Source organism: Neobacillus kokaensis (assembly GCF_014656545.1).
GTDB lineage: Bacteria > Bacillota > Bacilli > Bacillales > Cytobacillaceae > Neobacillus > Neobacillus kokaensis.
Genome location: NZ_BNDS01000017.1, coordinates 91326 through 113732 on the forward strand (window position 1 = coordinate 91326; position 22407 = coordinate 113732).

16 protein-coding genes are annotated in these 22407 nt (G+C 41.0%); 2 read left to right on the forward strand and 14 right to left on the reverse strand.

What is annotated here, in order from left to right:
• Positions 1 to 100 precede the first annotated feature (100 nt).
• The 12 genes from IE222_RS17790 to IE222_RS17845 form a co-directional block, all read right to left on the reverse strand.
• On the reverse strand, positions 101 to 1717 hold the full coding sequence (locus IE222_RS17790; RefSeq protein ID WP_191275109.1) for an extracellular solute-binding protein: 1617 nt from the start codon (positions 1715 to 1717) through the stop codon (positions 101 to 103).
• 258 nt (positions 1718 to 1975) lie between these two features.
• Positions 1976 to 3361 (reverse strand): response regulator transcription factor, encoded by a 1386-nt coding sequence (locus IE222_RS17795; protein ID WP_191275111.1) that lies wholly within the window; start codon positions 3359 to 3361, stop codon positions 1976 to 1978.
• Positions 3358 to 5082, reverse strand: coding sequence for a sensor histidine kinase (locus tag IE222_RS17800; protein WP_223282783.1), 1725 nt, complete (start codon positions 5080 to 5082; stop codon positions 3358 to 3360). Before IE222_RS17800 ends, IE222_RS17795 begins: the two co-directional genes overlap by 4 nt.
• A gap of 794 nt (positions 5083 to 5876) precedes the next feature.
• A complete protein-coding gene (locus tag IE222_RS17805; RefSeq protein WP_191275115.1) occupies positions 5877 to 6491 on the reverse strand; it encodes a PadR family transcriptional regulator in 615 nt (204 codons plus the stop codon).
• An 81-nt stretch (positions 6492 to 6572) separates the two neighbouring features.
• Entirely contained in the window at positions 6573 to 7286 is a 714-nt protein-coding gene (locus IE222_RS17810; RefSeq protein WP_191275116.1) for an urease accessory protein UreH domain-containing protein, read from the reverse strand.
• A 72-nt stretch (positions 7287 to 7358) separates the two neighbouring features.
• Complete coding sequence (locus tag IE222_RS17815) at positions 7359 to 8183, reverse strand: urease accessory protein UreD (RefSeq protein ID WP_191275118.1); 825 nt, start codon at positions 8181 to 8183, stop codon at positions 7359 to 7361.
• A 1-nt stretch (position 8184) separates the two neighbouring features.
• Positions 8185 to 8796 carry an urease accessory protein UreG gene (gene ureG / locus IE222_RS17820; protein WP_191275120.1) on the reverse strand — a complete coding sequence of 204 codons (612 nt, stop codon included), beginning with the start codon at positions 8794 to 8796 and terminating at the stop codon, positions 8185 to 8187.
• Between the two features lie 21 nt (positions 8797 to 8817).
• Complete coding sequence (locus tag IE222_RS17825) at positions 8818 to 9504, reverse strand: urease accessory protein UreF (protein ID WP_191275122.1); 687 nt, start codon at positions 9502 to 9504, stop codon at positions 8818 to 8820.
• A complete protein-coding gene (gene ureE / locus IE222_RS17830) occupies positions 9497 to 9952 on the reverse strand; it encodes an urease accessory protein UreE (protein ID WP_191275124.1) in 456 nt (151 codons plus the stop codon). Before ureE ends, IE222_RS17825 begins: the two co-directional genes overlap by 8 nt.
• An 11-nt stretch (positions 9953 to 9963) precedes the next feature.
• Complete coding sequence (gene ureC / locus IE222_RS17835; protein WP_191275126.1) at positions 9964 to 11676, reverse strand: urease subunit alpha; 1713 nt, start codon at positions 11674 to 11676, stop codon at positions 9964 to 9966.
• Complete coding sequence (locus IE222_RS17840) at positions 11673 to 11996, reverse strand: urease subunit beta (RefSeq protein WP_191275128.1); 324 nt, start codon at positions 11994 to 11996, stop codon at positions 11673 to 11675. The genes ureC and IE222_RS17840 overlap by 4 nt, the downstream gene beginning before the upstream one ends.
• A gap of 23 nt (positions 11997 to 12019) precedes the next feature.
• A complete protein-coding gene (locus IE222_RS17845) occupies positions 12020 to 12322 on the reverse strand; it encodes an urease subunit gamma (RefSeq protein WP_191275130.1) in 303 nt (100 codons plus the stop codon).
• Between the two features lie 296 nt (positions 12323 to 12618).
• Here IE222_RS17845 and IE222_RS17850 point away from each other — a divergent pair, with 296 nt between their 5' ends.
• Entirely contained in the window at positions 12619 to 13560 is a 942-nt protein-coding gene (locus IE222_RS17850; RefSeq protein ID WP_223282784.1) for an urea transporter, read from the forward strand.
• Positions 13561 to 14258: 698 nt separating this feature from the next.
• A complete protein-coding gene (locus IE222_RS17855) occupies positions 14259 to 16748 on the forward strand; it encodes a M64 family metallopeptidase (RefSeq protein ID WP_191275134.1) in 2490 nt (829 codons plus the stop codon).
• A 196-nt stretch (positions 16749 to 16944) separates the two neighbouring features.
• Here IE222_RS17855 and IE222_RS17860 read toward each other — a convergent pair whose 3' ends face one another.
• Both IE222_RS17860 and IE222_RS17865 read right to left on the reverse strand, forming a co-directional pair.
• Positions 16945 to 17676 carry a YwaF family protein gene (locus IE222_RS17860; RefSeq protein WP_191275135.1) on the reverse strand — a complete coding sequence of 244 codons (732 nt, stop codon included), beginning with the start codon at positions 17674 to 17676 and terminating at the stop codon, positions 16945 to 16947.
• 125 nt (positions 17677 to 17801) lie between these two features.
• Positions 17802 to 21992 carry an Ig-like domain-containing protein gene (locus tag IE222_RS17865; RefSeq protein WP_191275138.1) on the reverse strand — a complete coding sequence of 1397 codons (4191 nt, stop codon included), beginning with the start codon at positions 21990 to 21992 and terminating at the stop codon, positions 17802 to 17804.
• Between the last annotated feature and the right edge of the window lie 415 nt (positions 21993 to 22407).

The following is a 22407-nucleotide window of genomic DNA, read 5'->3' on the forward strand; positions in this document are numbered from 1 at the left end:
AATCTTGGAAGAATCGAATGTTGTAACAACCTTTTTCATTGTTTCACCTCATTATCTAGAAAAGATGGCACCGGCCACTGTGCCGGCGCCACAAATTCCTTTATTTGTTTATCGCCTCTTCAACTTCTTTGGTGATGACGTCACCGCCTAATTCATTAAACTGTTTCACATATTTATCAAAGCTATTTACAGGTTCTCTGCCCATAATAATTTTCAAAAATGTTTCTGACTGCAGTTTTGAGATGGTCGTCCATTTCGCTTCCATTGTTTTTGTTTGAGAGTAGAATAAACTACGTACTTCGTTCATTGGTTCGAGAAGGGTTTTACCACCTTCCATATACGAATGAGCAGGCTGCCATGTGCTTAAATCAGCTGTTGGATTCTTTGCGTATTGCTCAATTAACGGCAGCAGCCTTTTTGTTTCATAATCCATTTGTGACGTATCTTTGTTTCCATCTAAGTATTGTTCAAACTGTTTAACACGTCTTGTGACCGCATCAGACCAGTCGGCCACCAGGCGGACAGGTGTATAAGAAGGGTTTAAATCATTTGTTAAGTTACTGAAATTGCCGCTAAACTCTGCATTTAAAACCAGCATAAGTGCCTCAGGATGTTGATACCCTTTTCTTACAACAGCATAGGTATTTGATATATTGGTCATTTTTCCGTTAAACTCGCCATTTTCATCAAGAGGAGCTGTATAGGCTTTCCAATCAGCTTTTGGATTAATTTTTACTGCATCTGCAATCGGACCGCCCCACGGAGACCACCAAGGTCCAAAAAACAATCCCGCTTTACCACCTGCAACAAGTTCATTCGGATCTTTTCGAAGGGCAAATTCTTTATCAATAATTCCTTCCTTATACCATTCACGAAGCTTCTCTAGACCTTTTTTGGTCTCAGGTGTGACCGAACCGTGAACCACCTTTCCGGAATCATCCTTCACCCAAAAGTCAGGATACGCATGGACTGCACTAAAGATACTGTCAAAACCGTGTGATCCAAATAAATACGGTGTCCCAGTCAGTCCGATTGTATCAGCTTTCCCATTCCCGTCAGGATCTTGTTCTATAAATGCTTTTGCTACTTTTTCAATATCATCAAGAGTTTTCGGTGGTGTTAATCCAAGCTTATCCAGCCAATCTTGACGGATCCATAGCATGGAAACAGTGTCTCTTTCAAATACGGAATCAGGTATGGCCATTAGCTTTCCGTCAAATGTCGCGTTTTCTAAAGCCCTGTTATTTCCGGATTCATAAACATCCTTCATAAATTTACCTGCATAATTTTTATAGACATCCGTTAGATCCTCAATCATATCTGCTTCTACCAATTGTCTAAGCTGTTTTTCAGTAACAATCATGGCATCTGGAATATTATTACTGGCGATCGCAACCTGCATCTTTTGGTTGTAGGAGTCACCACTTGCTCCCGTCAAGGTAGCTTTAAACTTTACATTTGTTTTGTCTGTAACGTAACGTGTTAGAATATTGTTGTCTATTGTATCACCTGATGGTAGGCTCTTATCTTGCGGATTCACTGGTTTTGCAATCGTCATCATAACTGGTTCTTTAAATTTTCCGTTATCAATACTATTTTCTGCTTTGCTTTCATCCTTTTGTTCCGTGGCCTTTTTACCAGTGAACATACTGCAAGCGGTTACAAAAAGCATTGATAAAACAAGAATACACATGAGCCATTTTCGCGATCTCTTCATACTTGAGTCCCCCTATCCTATTCTATATTTAGATTCTATAACGATTCTATTGCTTTCAAGTGTAGAATCATTTTGCAAACACGTGCCTTATCGTTCCATTTTCTCTTTGAAAAATAAGAATAGTAAATCAAAGGTATACCATTTTTTAAATGATTTTTATACCTTTTTTGTTTTGATAAAAAAATAACCCCCTTCACCACAGGATGTTCCTGCTTTGAAAGGAGGTACTATTTAAGTAGAAACATAGATTGTGAGTATTCATTTCATCATCGTTCGATATTCACTAGGCAGCATCCCTGTATATTTTCGAAATATTTTACTAAAGTACTTTTCATTGTGATAACCTATTTGTGAAGCAACCCAATAGATTGGTTTATTGGTATCATGTAATAAAGCTTTCGCAGAAGAGATTCTTATATTTCTGACATAATCATTAAAATGGATCCCAACAATATTACGAAAACATTGACTGAAATAACTTTGGCTTAAATGAACTTCGTTCGCTACATCCTTCAGTTTAACTTCTGAACTAATATCGCGGTGAATGATTTCAATTGCCCTCATAATACTCGAAACCACCTCATTGGAATATGGCGACTTCTTTAATGTACCTTGAAGATGATTTCGAATTTTCTCCAGCCAACTAATCCAATCTTGCCAAAAATACATTTTGTCTAATGGATCATCTGTTGGGATTTTGGCAAATTTCTCCCACTTTGAAACAGCATAGGTAAACAATCCTTCAACTTGAGAGCTAGGTACTCGAAATTCTTTTACCTTTGTAATGGTTTCATCAAATAATTCATCATTTGTGATACATTGCAGCGATGAAAGGCTGTTGCGCAATGTTTGAACAGCACAATCGGTGGACGTATCCTGATCGGGAGACTGCTTTAAAGAAATTTTATAGTAATTTTCATCATATCTATAATCATAAAAAAGCTTCTCTGCACAATACTTGCGAAATAAATGAATCAGACCAGCAAGATCCGTTTCCTCACATTTAACAGCCTCCAAAATAATCCATTCAGTGGAATGCTTTAATGTCTGAATAGGGGAACCTTGAATACTATTATTTCTTGATCCCATGAATAACCAAAAACCATTATCTATTTTAATCAGGGAATGATGACTGCCCCCTTCGGGTACGGGAGGAACTTCTGCCTGCTTTTTGCTGTACGGATTGGCAAGTATACCATATAGATCGTGAGACGAAAAAGGTATTCCGTTTTGCATCATTAGGTCTGTTCTTTGACGTCTATCCTGTTCGTATTTAATTCGATTCATGATTCGGGCCAATACTTCGTTCATTTTCTCCTTTTCCAATTGAGTTTTCGTTATGTAATCAATGGCACCGAGTCTTAATACCTCCTGGATATATTCAAACTCCTTATGAAAAGTTAAGGCTACTGTCCAAATGTGAGGGTAATTCCCATGGACAAAACGTAATAAGTCCAGGCCGGTAACTTTTGGCATCGCGATATCAGTGATAAGAAGATCGACATGATGTTCTCGGATAAACTGAATGGCTTCTTCACCGTCGGATGCTTCCCCCACAATTTCTAAATCAAAATCTTCCCAAGGCATCATCAGCCGTAACCCTTTTCGAACTAAATAATCGTCCTCCACTATTAATACTTTCACCTGCTATCCTCCTTTTCTTTAACTGGCAAGATTAAAATCACCTCAGTTCCTCTTACCGAATCACTTTCTATTCGACAGCTTGCTTCCTCCCCATACTGATATTCAATCATCCGTAAAACATATTGCATTCCGATACCGAGTCCAGCATTTTTTTGTTCCCTTTTGGCATCGTTTAACAATTGACGGATAGACTCGTCTTCAATTCTACCGCCGCTGTCAATAACTTTAATGATGATATGAGCCTCATCTTGCCTTCTAATATCCACTTTAATGATTCCCTCATGACCAATGCCATGGTATAAAGCATTCTCAACGATCGGCTGTAAGATAAACCGAGGAATAGGTGTCTCTAACGTACTGTCATCTACGTGAATACTTATATTAAATTTGATGTTATAGCGGATTCCTTGAAGTTCCATATAGTCATTAAGCGCTTCCAACTCTTCCTTAATGGTTGCTGTCTCGCCTCTTCTTAAATTGTAATGAATAAGTCTGCCAAATTGTGAAAGAAGCCTGTCCATTTCCTCTTGACCAGTTAAACGAGCCTTCCACCTGAAAGTATCTAACGTATTATGAATAAAATGGGGATTTATTTGAAGCAGCAGCTTTTCTACTTCTAATCTTGTTTTCTTTTTTTCACTTTCACGGATATCATTCAATAGATTTCCAATTTTTGTTTTCATTTGGTTGAATTGATGTATTAATGTATCAAACTCAATAAGTCCTGTCAGCTTAATTTCAAAGTTTTTCTCATTATTCATTGTAAGGATTGCTCTTCTAATTCTATTTAGCGGCCGGTATACTGTCCGCCAAATCCACCACACAAACAACAAACTTATACATAGGGAGGCAATGGCAAACAAGATAAACTTAATAAACCAGCTCCTTGATTCTTTCTCATAAATTTTCTTTCCAATTAATGCGACGATCTCCCATCCTTGATTACTCCGTTCGGAAAAGGCATATTGATGAGAGTCTTGTTTTCTACTGTCTTTATAAGAAGAACCAATCGGAAAATACCTTTGATTTTCACTGTATGTGATGATACCTTGTTTATTAACTATGAGATAATCAATATTTTTTCCGTACTGCGAGTTTTGAAATATCTCACTTAAAAACTCGTTATTTGTCTCAATATAAATATAAATGTTATCTAAATGGGGAAATTTAACCTTCCGTGATATTGAAAGAACATAATTATTAAAAATACGACTTTCTGTTTGATGAGGACCATAGATCGTTATTTCCTTTTCTTTTACCAGAACCGGAAGCTGGCTTAATGAAAAATGATCCCGTACTGGATAATTTTGAAACATATAACTTTTTTTATCTATGTTGTAATACAACATTAAAGAAATGTTTGGGTTGCTCGATCCAATAAATCCCACTTTTTCTTTTATGCTTCTTTCAGCAACTACTTTTTCGACACTATTATTTGTCAAATAAGTATAGAGATCATTACCAACCCCCCCGCCGAAGGCCAGCTGCTGCGAGACGTGGTTTAAATTTTCTAAGTTCCCTTCTAATGTAATCTTTATCTTTTGCAAGTCATTTTGGATTCCGCTGCGCATCTTATGGTCTTGAAGGGTGCTTATTGAATCATAAGAGATAAACCCTATTAAAAAGATAGGTATAAAGGAACTTAGTAACAAAATAACAATTAGTCTATTTTTAAGTGAATGAAACCATCCATATTTTTGTTTCGAAGACGTATCAATCAATACCATCATTCCTTGTGAAAAATAACCGCTTCCGTCAAATTAAAATTATTTCTCAATTAATTTTTACTATTTTTAATTTTAACTCTAGTATATATTTTGATACCTAACTGTCAACTTGTATATTAATTTAGAAGGAACCGAAATTTATACCTGACAAATGGCTCCCCATGTTTTCGGCTATAAAAAAAAAGCAGTCCATTTTATTGTCAGCTCTCAATAAAATGGACTGCTTTTTTAGTTATTCCATGTTTTCCTCTGCTTGCTCCGGAAAACAATCGGAGATCTGGCTGAACAAATAAGTTAAATAAGAATTGAGTTCAAAACGATCTTCCTTTAAAAAAAGGTTAAACAATGTTATCCGGTCCTCCACGTCCCTTCTCCTTTCCTTAGCTGTTATTTTATAAACGCACCGTATGTCCAAAGTGAATAATTGATATTTTACAGTTAAAATGTATTCTGCTTAGCTCCTGCATCCAGTATTGGCCCCGCCCTACGCTCAATACCATGATGGCCACACGCGCCATCCACCTAACTACATTATAATTGAAAACGGTTACAATTTCAAAAAATATTATATTTCAAATTTTGACAAATGTTTACATCACGGCTCATCCTTTCCATACTTTTTGAAAAAACCATGCCTCTCCTAGAAACTATGGTTAAAATCTTTAATACTATTATGTAACCAAACTGAGAATTTTATACATTGCTATTCTAGAAAAAACGGGACGGCTCTTCTGTTTCATTTATGCTCTCTAAAAGCACGAATGAAACAGGAGAACCGTCCCCCTGTTTTAAATCAAGGCAATCCATGGTAAACCATCGAGCAGGAGATTGAATCTCCCTGTAAATGCTAAGCAGAATACAGTAAAGTTTACTTTTTTGTTTTTTAACAGGCCGAGGACCCATTGGCACCAGTCCTTTTCTTCTTTGGCCAGCCTAAATTTTCTGCTGAATAATAGGTATCGCCCAAAATCCTTTGAAGTCGTCTCAAGTTCTTCCATTTGTTCCATTTCTGTTATCTTATCTGATAGAGAAGCGATAGATTCATCTAATTTTGCAATCCGATCATGGACTAATTTTGCAGAGTTTTCCTCCCCTAACAACCAGGAAGAATATACCTTAATTAGAAATTCGTCTCGATGGATCTGTTCAGAAGGCGATTTAGCGATCCACTTTTTTAAAGCTTCTGTTCCCTTTTCTGTAATCGAATATATTTTTTTATTAGGTCTCCCTACTTGTTCAACAATCTCATGGACTAGAAACCCCTTCTCCTCCATCTTCGTTAACATCGGATAAATCTGACTGTGCTTGGCCGGCCATACATTCTCTAGATATTTTCCTAATTCATATCCCGAATAAGACTTCCTGCCAAGCGCGCTAAGTATTGCATATCCAAGAGTATTCATAGCAATCACCCCAATCTAGTAAACCGTAGCATCGCTAGAAATACACAAGTCCACGTGTCACGGCGCTATAAATATAGTATTCTATATCCAAAGGTGAAATAAACCTTCATTAACACCTATATTATACATATAGTATACACCAAAAATAGTGCTTATGACACCGGTAATTATACCTAACGACCCGCTGATGCTCCTCCGCTTCTTGCTTAATACAAACGGAATTCCAATAATAGTAGTAAAGAAAAGCATCCCAATAACCGTTCCTGTACCAAAGACAATGATATAAATAGCTGCCTCTCCAATACTTTTAACTGTACTCATGGTTAATAAAACCATTGCACCGCTTCCTGCCAGACCATGAACTAAACCGATGAGTGTTGATCCTAAATATGTTGTCCTTTTATGTTTATGCGGGTGACCGTGTTCGCCGCTGCTTGTATGAGAATGGACATGTTTATGCTCATCGCCGTCATGTTTATGGGTGTGGATATGGATATTTTTAAAAGAAATCATCGTTTTAATTCCAAGATAAACAAGCATGATTCCTACTAAAAACTCTAAAGACATTGCCCACTTCTCCGGTATTTCGCCCTTCATTAGAATAACAATCACACCGACGATAAATAATGTTACAGTGTGGCCAATCCCCCAGAATACACCGGCTAATGAAGCCTGCCATAACTTTTTGCTCTGGCTGGCAATTGTTGATACAGCAATCACATGATCTGGTTCAATGGCATGCTTGATTCCCAAAACCAAGCCCAATACCAGAACAGATAATAATGTAGCATCCATTAAGTTTTTCTCCTCTACTCTTCTTTTCTAATGAAAACCCAGCAACCATAAACAATTGCTGGGGTATGAACATTAATATTTTCTTAAAAAACAAGGCTTCTTACTAAACCATTCTTGACTTAGAATAGAATGTAACTCAGAAAATATTTTTTCGATTGCTTGTGTTGCATTAGCTAATACCCGAACAGTAAATCCTGAAACGGGCAGCTGCGATATTCCTATTTTACATTCATTTAAGTGATTAGGCAAAGCCTGATATAATCGATCGATAAGTTCATGACTCACCTTTTCATCAATCACGATCATTGATCCTAAATGAGAATAGCCCTCCATTAAGCCTAGACCGTCCATGTTTTGCGAGGCTGGATTTAATTTAATATGATCATAGACAATCAGTTCATCATCCATATAAATTTCGTTGATGAGCTGAAGTGTATCATAGCTAAATCGTTCCCCTTCAGGAGACCATCCCGGGGTGATAATATCAGAGTATAGGAGAGAACATCCTTTTTCCATATATATCACATTTTTTTGTTTATAACGTGCGTTTTGATAACCGATAAGCGGATCGGGAATATATTCTAAATAGCTGCCTTCCTTTAAATGAAATTCAGCTTCTTGGTAGGCATGTGACTGAGGCGTCTTATATATTTTCGTTGCCGATTGGGTGGTTAAGGTTAGTTTAGCCTGCTTCTCTAATGAAATCTTCATTTGATAGCGGTCCCCGTCTAAATAGCCCCCCCCCGGGTTTAGGATATAATAACAGGCCTGCCCTGAGTCATCATGATAGACGGGGCGCATAACTTTAAACGCCCCTTGGAAATACACATCATTGGCAACGGTCTTCCCGTTTCTAGCTTCGGTACCTAAGCGTAAAATACCTGTCCAATCGCCCATTTTATTCAAGCCCTTTTAATAACGCATTTTTCTTAATCCAGTCAATCACTTGATCAAGCCCCTGATTATCTTTTAAATTCGTAAAGACAAAAGGCTTGTTGCCGCGGAACACCTTCGTATCTGATTCCATTACCTCAAGGCTCGCACCAACAAATGGAGCTAAATCTGTTTTGTTAATAATAAACAAGTCAGACTTAATCATTCCCTGTCCGCCCTTACGCGGAATTTTCTCCCCTTGCGCTACATCAATTATATAAATGGAAAAATCAACAAGTTCCGGACTGAAGGTCGCTGCCAAGTTATCCCCGCCGCTTTCGACAAAAATCAATTCCACATCCGGATGCTTTTCCTTTAATTCATTAATGGCAGCAAAGTTCATTGAAGCATCTTCACGAATTGCTGTATGCGGGCAGCCGCCAGTTTCAACACCAATAATGCGGTCCGCCGGAAGCACGCCATTTTTCATTAGGAATTTAGCATCCTCTTTTGTATAAATATCATTTGTTACAACTGCCATACTAATTTCATCTTGTAAATAGCGGGTTAATTTTTCAACTAACATCGTTTTACCTGCACCAACAGGTCCGCCGACACCGATTTTAATTGGTTCCATTGCTAACACTTCCTCTTTCTATTAAGACATAAAGATACGTATATTCACTCGTTCATGCTTCATTTGCGATAATTCCAGCCCAGGTGAAACAATCCCGAAATCTTCTTCCTCTAATTGTTGAATCTTTTCTGTTGCTTTGATTAATGCACCTTGAAACGCCTGAATACTTTTCTGACCAGCTGTCTGCCCTAATGGAATCGCCCGCACGGCATTTTGGACAAGACTTGAGACCGTAGAATACAAATAATATAAGGTGGTGGTTGATTTAGGAACACCTAGATGGTGGCCAACGATTGTAAAAACAATGACAGGATGACCGAAGGATTTCTTGGCCTTAATTCGTTCCCGATAGACTGACAGAACCGGAATATCATAGAGTGATTCTACGAGATTTAACATTCGGTCTCCCATTCGCTGCGTTCCTTCTCTCGTTTCTCGCGGTAAATTTTGTACCGTGAGCATCCGGTCTAATTTCCACACCTTTTGCACATCTTCCTTCTCTAAGGCCTCGTAAACGAGGCGGGAAGCAAGCCCATCTGAATAGATGAGCTGCTCGTTAACATACGCATGAAGCCATTCAAGAAATGAGGCTTGATCATGAACTTTATCCTCTTGAATATAGCTCTCAAGCCCATACGAATGACTAAATGCCCCCGTCGGAAAATTCGAATCACATAGCTGAAATAATGATAGAATTTGATCAGTCATGGCTATGCCCTATATGACGAAATGCTTGCTTTACTTTGCGATCCTCACGTTTGTAAGGGATCTGCAGGTTTTGTAGTAGTTCTTCCACAAGATAGTCGTATTGAACAAGCATCTCGTCTCCTTCAAATTGGGCTGGCAGGTGACGATTCCCTAATTGATGGGCAATCGTTCCCATTTCATTCAGGCTGCGCGGGCAAATAATCAATAAGTCATCTGAAATCACATCGATGATGATCATATTTTTATCATCCAAATATAAAACATCACCAGCAACAAGGTCACGCGGCTCTTTTAGACGAATGCCGATTTCTGTACCGTGATCTGTGGTGACACGCTGAATTCGTTTCACTAAATGAGCGCTTTCAAGGTAGACTTTTTCCTTATGACGCTTAGCCACCTCTTCTTTATCCATTTGTTCAATATTTGTTACGATTTTTTCAACTATCAAAACCTTCACCTCTAGAATAGGAAATATCGTTGTCCCATTGATACCCGATCAACTGGATCGCAGGTAATCAATTCCCCATTTACTCGTACTTCATATGTTTGTGGATCGACCGTAATTTCAGGTGTTTCCGAATTTAACTTCATATCTTTTTTCGTTAATTTCCGAATGCCGCGAACAGGAAGAATCATTTTTTGCAAGCCAAGCTTTTCATGGACCTTATCTTCAAAAGCAGCCTGCGAAATAAATGTTGCCGATGTGCTGGCTAGTGCCTTGCCAAGCTGTCCATACATTGGACGATAAATAACCGGCTGCGGTGTTGGAATCGATGCGTTTGCATCACCCATTAAGCTCTCAACCACAAAACCGCTTTTAATAACCATTTCTGGTTTCACAGCGAAGAAAGCAGGATCCCAAATTACTAAGTCGGCAATTTTGCCTACTTCAATCGATCCAACATATTCGGAAATACCATGAGTGATGGCAGGGTTAATGGTATATTTGGCTACATATCGCTTTGCACGATTATTATCGGCATGCTCCTTGTCTCCTTCTAGCAGCCCTCTTTGTTTTTTCATCTTGTCGGCTGTTTGCCAGGTGCGTAAGATCACTTCGCCAATTCGTCCCATTGCCTGGGCATCAGAGCTGACCATACTAAAAACACCCATATCCTGCAGAATATCTTCGGCAGCAATGGTTTCTTTACGAATCCGTGAATCCGCAAATGCAAGATCTTCCGGAATTGATGGGTTTAAGTGGTGACACACCATTAACATATCAAGGTGCTCATCTACTGTATTCACCGTATACGGTAAAGTTGGGTTCGTAGATGATGGCAGGACATTTATATAACCGGCAGATTTAATTAAGTCTGGAGCATGTCCTCCGCCAGCCCCTTCTGTGTGGTACATATGAATAACACGATCTTTTAGAGCGGCCATGGTATTTTCCATAAAGCCCGCTTCGTTTAGAGTATCTGCATGAAGGGCAACCTGTACGTCATATTTTTCAGCTACCTTTAGGGCATTATCAAGCGCCGATGGAGTTGCTCCCCAGTCTTCATGCACCTTCAGGCCGATAACACCCGCACGTACCTGCTCTGCCAGCGGCTCTTCTGTAGCAGCCTGGCCTTTACCAGTAAATCCAACATTGATTGGCATTCCTTCTGCTGCTTCAAGCATCCGGTGAACATGCCATTCACCAGGGGTTACAGTAGTAGCCTTTGAACCTGCAGCAGGGCCTGTTCCGCCGCCAACAAGTGTGGTCAGCCCTGAAGCTAATGCTGTTCGGATTTGTTCCGGGTTAATAAAGTGAACGTGGGTATCAATACCGCCAGCAGTAACAATCATTCCTTCCCCGGCAATAACTTCTGTACCTGCGCCGATGATAATATCCACATTGTTCATGATTAATGGATTACCCGCTTTACCGATGCCGGCAATTTTTCCGTCACGGATGCCGATATCGGCCTTGTAAATGCCTGTGTAGTCTAGAATAACGGCATTCGTAATAACGACATCCGCAATTCCATCGCCCCGTGTGACAAGCGGGTGCTGCCCCATTCCGTCACGAATAACCTTTCCGCCGCCAAATACAACTTCATCCCCATACGTGGTGTAGTCTTTCTCAACCTGAATGATTAAGTCTGTGTCTGCTAAACGAATCGAATCCCCTGTAGTCGGACCATACATTTGAGCATATTGATTTCTAGTCATTTTAAAACTCATTTGCTGCACCCCTTTTCCAAAGATCCATCCACTTTATTGTTAAATCCGTAAACGCGGCGTTCCCCTGCGTAATCTATTAATTCAACTTCTTTCTCATCGCCAGGCTCAAAACGAACCGCTGCGCCTGCTGGAATGTTAAGCCGTTTGCCATACGCTTCCTCACGATTGAATTGAAGAGCTTCATTTACTTCGAAAAAATGAAAATGCGATCCTACCTGAACCGGACGGTCCCCAGTATTGATGACCGTAAGTTTAGATGTAGTTCGATCGGCATTAATGATAATATCTTCTTCTTTTAAAAATAATTGTCCCGGTATCATGTTATTTTGCCTCCCATCACTTGTTATTTAATTGGACTATGTACAGTCACAAGTTTTGTTCCATCAGGAAAGGTTGCTTCAACTTGAATATCATGAATCATTTCTGGAACACCCTCCATAACATCTTCACGTGATAAAATGGTTGTTCCATATTCCATCAATTGGGCAACGGTTTTGCCATCCCGTGCACCTTCTAATACTTCATAAGTGATAAGGGCGACTGCTTCTGGGTAATTCAGCTTCAATCCTCTGTCTTTTCTCCGCTTGGCAAGATCTGCCGCAACGACAATCATGAGCTTGTCAATTTCGCGTGGTAATAGCTTCATAGAAATGCCTCCTTATTTTTCAAATGTAAGATATGAAAAATAACCCTCTCGAATGATGTTAAAAGGGTTATTTTGTAAAAGGAACCAATGAAGTTTGATATTCATTCATAAATGGCTGGATGAAAGGTGTTTTATGTTAATTATGAATAATTTGAATAAAAACCCGATTGATTCCCTATGGAGAATACTATATCATCGTACTATACATATATCAAATTTTATATATATAAAAATATATGTATGTAAAAATATATGTAATTATCCGAGAATTGGAATCTGAAAGGAGCTTAAGATTTATGGAAACAGACAAACCCGGTATTATGGATGGAAAGGTTGCTTCTTTTCTATCAGCGTCTCTTAAAGGAATCTCTCAAGTTATTTTGATTGAAAATGTCATTACTGGATTGCTAATCCTTATTGCCATCATGATTTCTTCTGTTTACTTAGGGGTTATTGCTTTTTTATCGGCGGTCATCGGAACTTTAGTCGGAAAGTTTGGAGGAGCAAATGAGGAATCTATTAATCAAGGTTTGCTAGGTTATAATTCTGTCCTGACAGGAATGGCATTGGCACTATTTATAAATGGTTCCTATACGTGGATCATCGCTTTAGCTGGAGCTGCCGTGGCTGCCATTTTTACCGCAGCCATGATGCATTTTATGAAAAACACGGAAATACCTATATTGACATTTCCTTTTATTGTTCTGACATGGTTTATCCTGCTTGCTGCTTATAAGTTAAAAGCTCTTACATTAAGTTCTTCTTTAGTACCTCAAGATTTAACACACTGGGAATTAAATATTACCGGGAAAGTCAATCTATTGGACGGTATTTTTCATGGGATTGGGCAAGTATTTTTCCTAGATAATACCATGTCTGGCATCCTTATATTTATTGCCGTATTTTGGGGTGGAAGGAAACTTGGTTTATACGCAGTTATCGGTAACGCAGCAGCCATCATCATTGCCTACGTATTAGGCGGGGAACATGCTTTAATCGTGTTGGGGCTTTACGGGTACAACGCCATTTTAACAATCATCGCCGTATCAGCAGTGTTTAAAAATCAACACCATCGTTATGCGCTACAATCCGGCATCATTGCAGCCTGCCTGACTGTTCCCATCACAGCAGGACTCAGCGCATGGCTCCTGCCATACGGCCTCCCAGCACTAACCATGCCATTCGTCTTAGCCACATGGCTCTTCTTAGGCGCTAGGAAAGTGATGCCGAACTTATAGTGTGTTGTACTGATGAAACAAGTGGACGGTTTGAGACTTGTAAAGGATTTTTCCTTATAGTGCGTTTATGAGGACTGGGACTGCATTTTTTGGGGGGAACTGTTCTCATGGAGCGTCTACGAGGACTGAGGCTTAGATTTTCGTTTGGGATTTGTTCTCATGAAGTGTTTATGAGAAAGCCGACTGCCCTTTTTGTGGAGCAACTGTCCTCATGCAGCGTTTATGAGAACCCCGACTGCCCTTTTTGTGGAGCAACTGTCCTCATCGAAGGTTTATGAGGACAGGGACTGTCTTTTTGGTGGGGGCACTGTCCTCATGGCGTTTATATGAATTCCAACTACCTTTATTCAGGGGATTTGTCTACAAAAAGAAGCATGAGGACTGAACCGTCCCCATGCACCTTTCAATGCTAAATTTTCCATTTTGCAGCTGGTGTCATATTGTCACCTGTTTCTTTTAAATCGTTAATTCGTATGTCTGATAAGCTTGCTTCATCAATGGATAAGTGGCCGTTTTCCGGTGCCCACACAAGTAAGATACAACGGCTTAGGAAGGATGAGGGCTGTCCTCATTCTTTTTATTTCAGGTCTTTTGCACTATTTTTCAGAAAAATCAAAATATTTATGGAAATAGTTTACATTCTGTGACAGAATAGATTTGGCATGGCCAAATCTTTTTTTTATGAAGGGCGGGGTTAAATGGTTAAGAGAAAATCATTGCTTTGGTCAAGTGTGCTGAGTGCTGCACTGCTGGTTTCTGGGACTGGTTTTACCACGAAGGATATAAGCGCCGAGGCACAAGATGCGGTACCGAAATTGCAGCAACAGCAGCAGCTTCAACAGACCAATGCAGCAAAGGAACTTAAAGTTGGGGACGTAAATATTATTCCCTTGCAAGTAACAGGTCCGGCGAAGGATCGGCTTAATCTAATTATTTTGGGCGATGGCTACACCGCTGAAGAAATGGACAAATTCCAAGCGGATGTTGAAAGAAACCTAAATGTCCAGTGGAGTGTAGAGCCCTTCCGCAGTTATCGTTATTACTTCAATGTTTACATGGTCCAGACCCCATCAAAAGATTCCGGAATCAGTTGCGACCCGGATGACGGAAACGTCCGTCGGGACACTGTTTTTAATCTTCAGTTTGCCAGCCAATGCCCAGCGGACAAGCTTGCCCGCGGTGTTACGTATGGTACGGGCGGAACCGAAGCACGAAACAATATTCTTACCAACTATGTAGCTCCTCAACTAGGCATACCTTCTAATGCTCAAAATATTCAAACACTAGCAATCGCCAATACATTCACATACGGCGGCATTGGCGGCGTTCATGCTACAACCACTGGCAGCAGCCCACAAGGTCCGTTAGTATCTTTACATGAATTAGGCCACTCACTTGGTAATCTGCAGGATGAATACGCTTACTATGATCGCGGTGTTCCAGGCGGTCTGCATCCCGAAAGAGAGCCTAGCTCCAATCATCATACCCGGCTGACGTCCAGTCAAATGATTGAAAAACAAACTAAATGGTGGCGCTGGCTTGGAGAGGAAAGTGAATCAGGCGGAACCATTCGTGCTGCCGACCAAGACGGGCATGAAAGCGGCGTATATTACAGCTCCAACGTCTGGCGTCCAAGTGAGCATTCCATGATGCGCCACACTGGCTTCTATTTCGATCAGGTTGGCCGCGAACAAATGACTCAACGGATTACCGGGATGCGTAATGCCGGAGCAATGCCATTAGCTTCAACTCCAGTCGGCGAAGTCGGTCCTAAAGATGTGGTATGGGTGGAAACTATGCACCCTAGGTTCCATATCCTTGATGTAACGTGGGAAGTTAACGGCAAAGAGGTTAAGAATATGCATAATAGCCGCCATCTCAAGCTGGCTGACCTGAATGTTCAAGCTGGTGATAAGGTTAAGGTCACGGTAAAAGATCAAACTGATTTTGTACGCGATTCCAACTACTTAAATGGCTCTAGGATGACACAGGCACGTGAGTGGACAATTGGAAAACCGCTTCAAAAAACAGAGGTTGAGGTAAAATTTACTTATACGTCCGTCACGGATCATCCATTAGCAAATAATGAGGTTGCTTTCGTTGAAACGACCAAACCGAACGACCGCGTTCTCGACGTTACTTGGGAGCTTAATGGAAAAATAGTGCAAAACACCAAAAATAGCCGGCTGCTTGATCTTGGTAAATTCGAATTACCGAAAGGAACTTCACAGTTAAAAGCAACCATAACAGACCCTACCAATCCAACTGGTCCTTCAGAAACAATAAACTGGACGGTCGATAATGGTCTGCCAACAGCGCCCCGAACATTATCTGAGCCGCTTGTTACGTTGGACGGCGATGTTGAACACAACGTTTATTTTAACGAGTTTGATATGCTGCTCAACCCTGTAGATGATCAAAAAGGATTTATCGTAGGAGAGTTCCGCTTGGACCGAGACGGCTGGTACAATTACTTTGGATTCCCAGAGAAGCCTAAGGGCACTCCTTTCAAGTTCACCCATTCCGGTACTGATATTAAAGCATTAACATATGGCAACCTAGGAACTGGCGGCTTGTCAAAAGCATCATTTGAGCAGTCCTATAAGGCGGGAGATCCTGGCGGTCCATTTGTGCCTGGCTTCGGCACACACACTGTCGAGCACCGTGCCATCGACGCTACCGGCAACATTGGAAATGCGGAAAGTTTTAAGGTTACTGTTTTACCTGGAGAGACGCCTGATTGCTCAACAACTGTCACAGGTAAGCAAAATGGCGGACTAGTTGTTACAGAGGGAGTCACCTGCTTAGAAAATGCAATGGTTTCCGGAGGTGTTACGGTCAAAAAAGGGGCATCCTTGGTTATCTTTAATAGTACGATTAATGGCGGCTTGAAAGCTGACAAGGCAAAGAACATCCAGCTTTTTGGTACAACTGTAAACGGCAAAACTAACATTACTGGTACCGCGAGCAACGTGACATTAGCTGGAAACACCTTAAATGGCGGACTCACACTCGCTGACAACAGCCAAGTATCTGCCAATAAACAATTCGGCGAATACGGACCAATTATGTCCGGAAACTCAGTCAATGGAAAAATACAATGTGAGGGAAACAGCTCAACAGCCAACGACTTCGGAGCACCAAATAAAATAGAAGGCTCGCTCACAGGACAATGTAAAGGGCTTTAAATAAAACTTGGGGACGATTCTTGTACTTCCGCCATATAGGATGCAAGAGAATCGTCCTAACTGAAATCTCGGCTTCAGAAAACTGCTAATATCCTTTTTCAAAACTCAGCCATTTTCGTAAATTGCAGATATCCTGTTCATAATTGCAGATATAGCTTTCCGCAATTAACAATTGAGATCGTACAATTCCCATTCATCATGAAACACCTGAACTATCCCTAATTTTCCTCCAAAACGGAATATAAAGTATATAAAAACTCACTATCATCACGATCTCCATCGAAAGAAGATACCATGGCCATGGGCCAAGATAATCCAGAAGCGAAGGGGTTTTTGGTTTTTTCATGATGTAGAGGTAATTGGATCCCAGTAACTTATTTAGGAAAAAGACACATGCCGCATACAGGTTCACAATAAGGACGGTTACCCATAGGGCTCGAATGGTTGGCCGGTAGTTAAAGGCCGCAATCATGAACATACAAGCGAGAATTACTCCTCCATGTGATATAAAAAATTCAATATATTGAAAGTGCGGGAATGAATACCTGCCAAGATTGGGCGTTAAGATCGCCTGAATGGAACTGCCAATCCCTGCAAAATACATGAATTGAAAAAGTTTATTACTTTTGGTGAGCAGCATGATAATCGCCAGTATGACAACTAGATCACTCAAATGCAGAGGCAAATCGCGTTTTATGGACCAAGCATTCTCCTCTACCAGCCAAAGATGTTGCAAAACATCAGAAATCAGTAAAAGAAAAGCAAGAGGGAAACGAAATAACCTTCGTTTCCCATCCTTCTTATATTGATTACGTGTGACAAACGGAAGAATGCAAAGAATGATAATAATCGCTATAGTCACAAGATGTTCCATTGAAAAAAGACGAAACGAATCCAGTTTTGAATGAAATTGAAAGTATGCATTCATCTTCATAACCCCATTAACTAAGCTGACTTTTTTTTTTAGTTTGGGGCAAATGATTCCTTTTCTATACCCGAAACGTACAAGCATTACTATTTCCTCTTATGAAACAGCAGCACCGTTTCTGTGTTTCATTCTGTAAAACGAATGTTGTAAATCTCCACTTTCATGCCATCCTCCGATTTAGCGATTATTTTTGCGGTGGATGGGGCCGTGAATGTTGGTATTATTGTTATGCTTGTGTTGTCTTCTGCCTTTACCTTAATTTCTGGTATGTCTCTTGGGTCTTTGACCTGGAAAGTTAATTCGTTGTTGTCACCTTTTTTACTAAAATCATCGAGAATGCTTAGATCGCCTAGCTTAATGTCCGTCACCATTGGATGTGTGTGCGCCTTCGCCCACTTGGAAAATACTTTGATCTCGGTGATGGCTAAGCTCTTTCCAGTTTTAGCTGTCATATCGACTCTGATCGCTGAGGTTCTCACCTTATCAAAGGTATAGACGTTAGCTTGACGTAATACCGTATTCGATGGATTAGTCTTTAATCCAGAGACATCCTTCCATTCATCGCCTGATTTATATTGAATCCTAAAATAAGCTGGAGACGATGTACCAAGATCCTCATACCAGTGAATCTCCATACTGTCTATATCATATTTTCTAGGCTTGCTGTCGCCAAAGGTAATGGAAACCCAATCTCCTGGCCGCGGTGTAGGCTGCCAATTCGTCCAGCGATTATGCGGCTCGGCATCATAGGAGATAACATCATCGTTGATTGCTTCAATCCGGTCATTTGATCCTGGGCCTGTGTTTGTGAAGGATGCTTCCGCTTTCGGATATTCGTAGCCATTTTTCGCCCGGCTGATATTCTGTACCCCGCCAACTTCTGAGGTCACCCTAATCTGTGCCGTTGCTTTCAGGTCCACACCCTTTACAGAGCCTTTTACCTTAACTACTCCCTCACTTTTCAATTCCGCTGATGGCATAGCGTCCCAATCCACATCAGCCTGTTCTTCCGTTCCATCACTATAATACACCGTTACTTTTTGAGGCAGTTCAGGTTTTTGATTTGGCAATACAGCCATTGAGATTGTTTCAATCGCTAATGCAGATCTAACCATCACCTTTGCCTGGGCCTTGATTTCTGTCCCTTCGACATCACCTGATACCGTAAATTCACCTAGATTTTGATAAAGAGCCGGATTTACTATTTCCCACTTAACCTTGACATCTCGCGGCATTCCCCTGTCAAAATGAGCCACTGCCGTTGCAGGAAGAACCGGTGCTTCCCCTTTGCCAGCTACCACTGTAATTGAATCGATGTGCGTAATGGTTTTAGGGACAGGGTTTTTCGTTATCTTCAACATCATTTCAGGTGAGGTAACGGTCCTCCCTTTATAAGTAACCGCAGCTGTTACCTTGACCAGGCCTTCTTCAAGCGCATACAGCTTATTTCCTTCAATCTTAATAATATCGCAGTCGAATTCATAGATTGGCATGAAGTTAGATAAATCCACAACTTCCTTGTTTTCTAGCTGTCCGATTACCTTTATATCGATGAAATCGTCTTCCATGATATTCGTCTTCTCTACTGTCAGCTCAGTAGAAATTAGCTTTGGATCTGGCGAGAAAAGATCAATCCTGTACTCAGAGTTTTCCTGCCCATTGCCTTTAACAATCAATAGTGCCTTTGCCTTTTTGTCAGTTCCTTCCACAGTACCCTCGACAATAATTTTTCCGGCAGTGTTAAGAAGATTGGGGTCGACCGCATCCCATGTCACAGGTTTCATTTCAACAGTGGAATCACTGTAATACACTTTAATCTGCGAAGGCAGCTCTGGCACCACATTGAAATCGACCAAAACATTTACCTCATCTATCCCTGCAATGGTGATGCTGTTCTGGTCGGCAGAGGCCGTGGTGAAAATGGTCACGTTGCCGCTTGAGAGCCCTTCTGCAGACGCATGCAATGTAATATTTCCGTCAAGCTTATTAGATTGAACGATCGCTAACGCTTTGCCGCTAAAAGCCTTGCGCTTATTATCCTTGTATCGTTCAACACTAGCTGCGTCTCCATTATCAACGCCGGCAAGTTCACCATGGCCAGACAGGTGAAACTGGATCAGGTGATCCGCATTTGGAACCACATTCCCTTTACTGTCCACAATTTCTGCGGTAATAAACGATAAATCTGTTCCGTCTGCTTTTATTACCTTACGATCGGCCGTTAATTTGACAGCGGCTGGTGCACCCGCAGTTGTCACCTGATCACGGGCAATTTCCTTGCCGTTTTCGTCCATGGCTACGGCTTCTAATGTCCCGGCTTTAAAAGGCACTGCCCACTCTAGATAGGTTTTTCCGTCTTTAGTTTCTTTATATGGTGCGCCCCAAGAGGTTTTCTTATTTTCATAGCCTCGTACCCCTAATGATTTTCCATTAAGAAAAAGTTCAACCTGATGGGCGTTCGTATAAGCGAGTACGCGGACCGGTTCCCCTTCGGTCCAATTCCAATGCGGCAGCAGATGGACCATCGGCTCTTTTTTCCACTGGCTTTGGTAGTAGTAAAAAATGTCCTTTGGAAAACCAGCTGTATCAACAGCCCCAAAGTATGAACTTTTTGCCGGATAAGAATCATAATAAGGTGTCGGCTCGCCAATATAATCAAAGCCTGTCCAAATAAATTGTCCTGCAAAATGCTTCAAATCGCGGTCAGATTTCCAGGCGTCCTCAGCCGTCCGTCCCCATGGTACATAATCATTATCATAGGAGGATTGCTGCAGATCATCATACTTTGTACCAAGATTATATTCATATGGGTGGGTGTAGACTCCCCGCGAACGTGTAGCGGAAGATGTTTCCGAGCCATACAGCTTCCAGTTTGGATGCTGCTCATGATATCCTACATAATTGTTCTCGCTGTAGTTCAATCCGACCACATCGACAGTATGGAATATTTCTAGAATATTAGGGTCGATTGGTGTGACATTTACCTTATCGCCCCTGGTTTTATCCTCGCCAATCGTAGTCGGTCTTGTTGTGTCTATTTCTTTGATCCAGCGAACTAAATTACGTGCCGTTTCTACTCCAGAAGGGCTTGTTGTGTCATAAATTTCATTTCCAATCGACCACATGATAATCGAAGGTTCATTCTTTCCGCGGTCGACCATTTCTTTTACGTCATGCTCCGCCCATCTGGTGAAGAATCTCCCATAGTCATAGGTCTTCTTTGACTGGCTCCAGCAGTCAAAGGCTTCCTCAATCAAAAGCAGCCCTAGGTTATTGACGGCCTCAAGAAACTCTGGAGAAACAGGATTGTGGGTGCCCCTTATGGCATTAACACCCATATCTTTCATGATTTGCAGCTGCCTTTCCACAGCCCGTGCATTAGTTGCAGCTCCTAACGCACCTAAATCATGGTGCATGGAAACACCATACAGCTTCATTGGCTTTCCGTTTAGTGAAAACCCTTCGTTTGCATCAAATTTGAAAAACCTCGCACCAAAGCGAGTTTCATATGTATCTACCGTTTCGCCGCCAATTAGAACATCTGTGACAAGCTTGTATCGATAAGGATTATCCAAGCTCCATAGCTCCGGATTTTCGATCACTGTGTTGTCTTCAAAATGTGCTGTCGTACCCGCAGCAGCAGTTTTTTCCTGCGACACTACGCTAGCCACCTCTTTGCCGTCTGTATCGTAGATCGTGGACTTCACCTTCACCTGTACCGCAGCATCTGAGTCATTGTTGATTTTGGTTTTGATGTTTACCTCCGCTTTTCTTGCAGCATAAGCGCTTTCCAAATCAGGCGTTGTGACAAACGTCCCGTATCTTGCTACATGAACCGGATTGGTCACGGTTAAATAGACATTTCTGTAGATTCCGCTTCCTGAATACCAGCGGCTGCTCGGCTGGGTGTTATCGACTTTCACAGCGAGAACATTCTCTCTGCCGTCCATAAAAAGCTTGTCCGTAATATCATAGGAAAAAGCATTATAACCAAAAGGATAGGTCCCCAGCTCTTCGCCATTTAAATAGGTGGTGCTGTTCATATAAACCCCATCAAAATCAAGGGAGATCCGCTTCCCCTCCATCGCAGATGGCACGGTAAAGGTTTTTCGATACCAGCCGACACCGCCGTCCAAATAGCCGCCTTCATGTGTTGCAAGTGAATCTTTGTTAAAATCTAATTCAATACTCCAGTCATGCGGCAGACTCAATTGCCGCCAGGAATGATCGTTAAAACTAGGTTTCTGTGCTTCTCTTAAACTGGTGCTTATCTCCCGTTGAAAGCGCCAATTGTCATTAAAATTAATTCGTCTCATCCTGTCCTGAACAACTCCGTTTCCCGTGGTGATTTTCGTTTTCTATATTACTCACTGCCTCGTAAATATGCTACCATGATTACTCAAAATACTCACTTGGTATATCCACAATATTTGGTATTTTCATAGGCTTTCAAAAAAAACATAGCGGGGTATGAAATGACAATTGTTAGATGAAGGGACGTTCTTCTGTTTCATTACATGAAAAAAGAGCGCCGTCCGAAAGTACAGAAAAACTAGTAGGGAACAGAATAAGAATTAATAATGGATAAAAGGACAACTCTTTGTGATCGGTTGTCCTTTTTTCGGGATTACACGATTGCTTATTGTTGCCCCGCTTTTTTGTATGCTCCAATGTGCACTTCATCCGTGATTTTCCTTGCTCACGCGCTCATTGGACGCTCCAATGTGCACT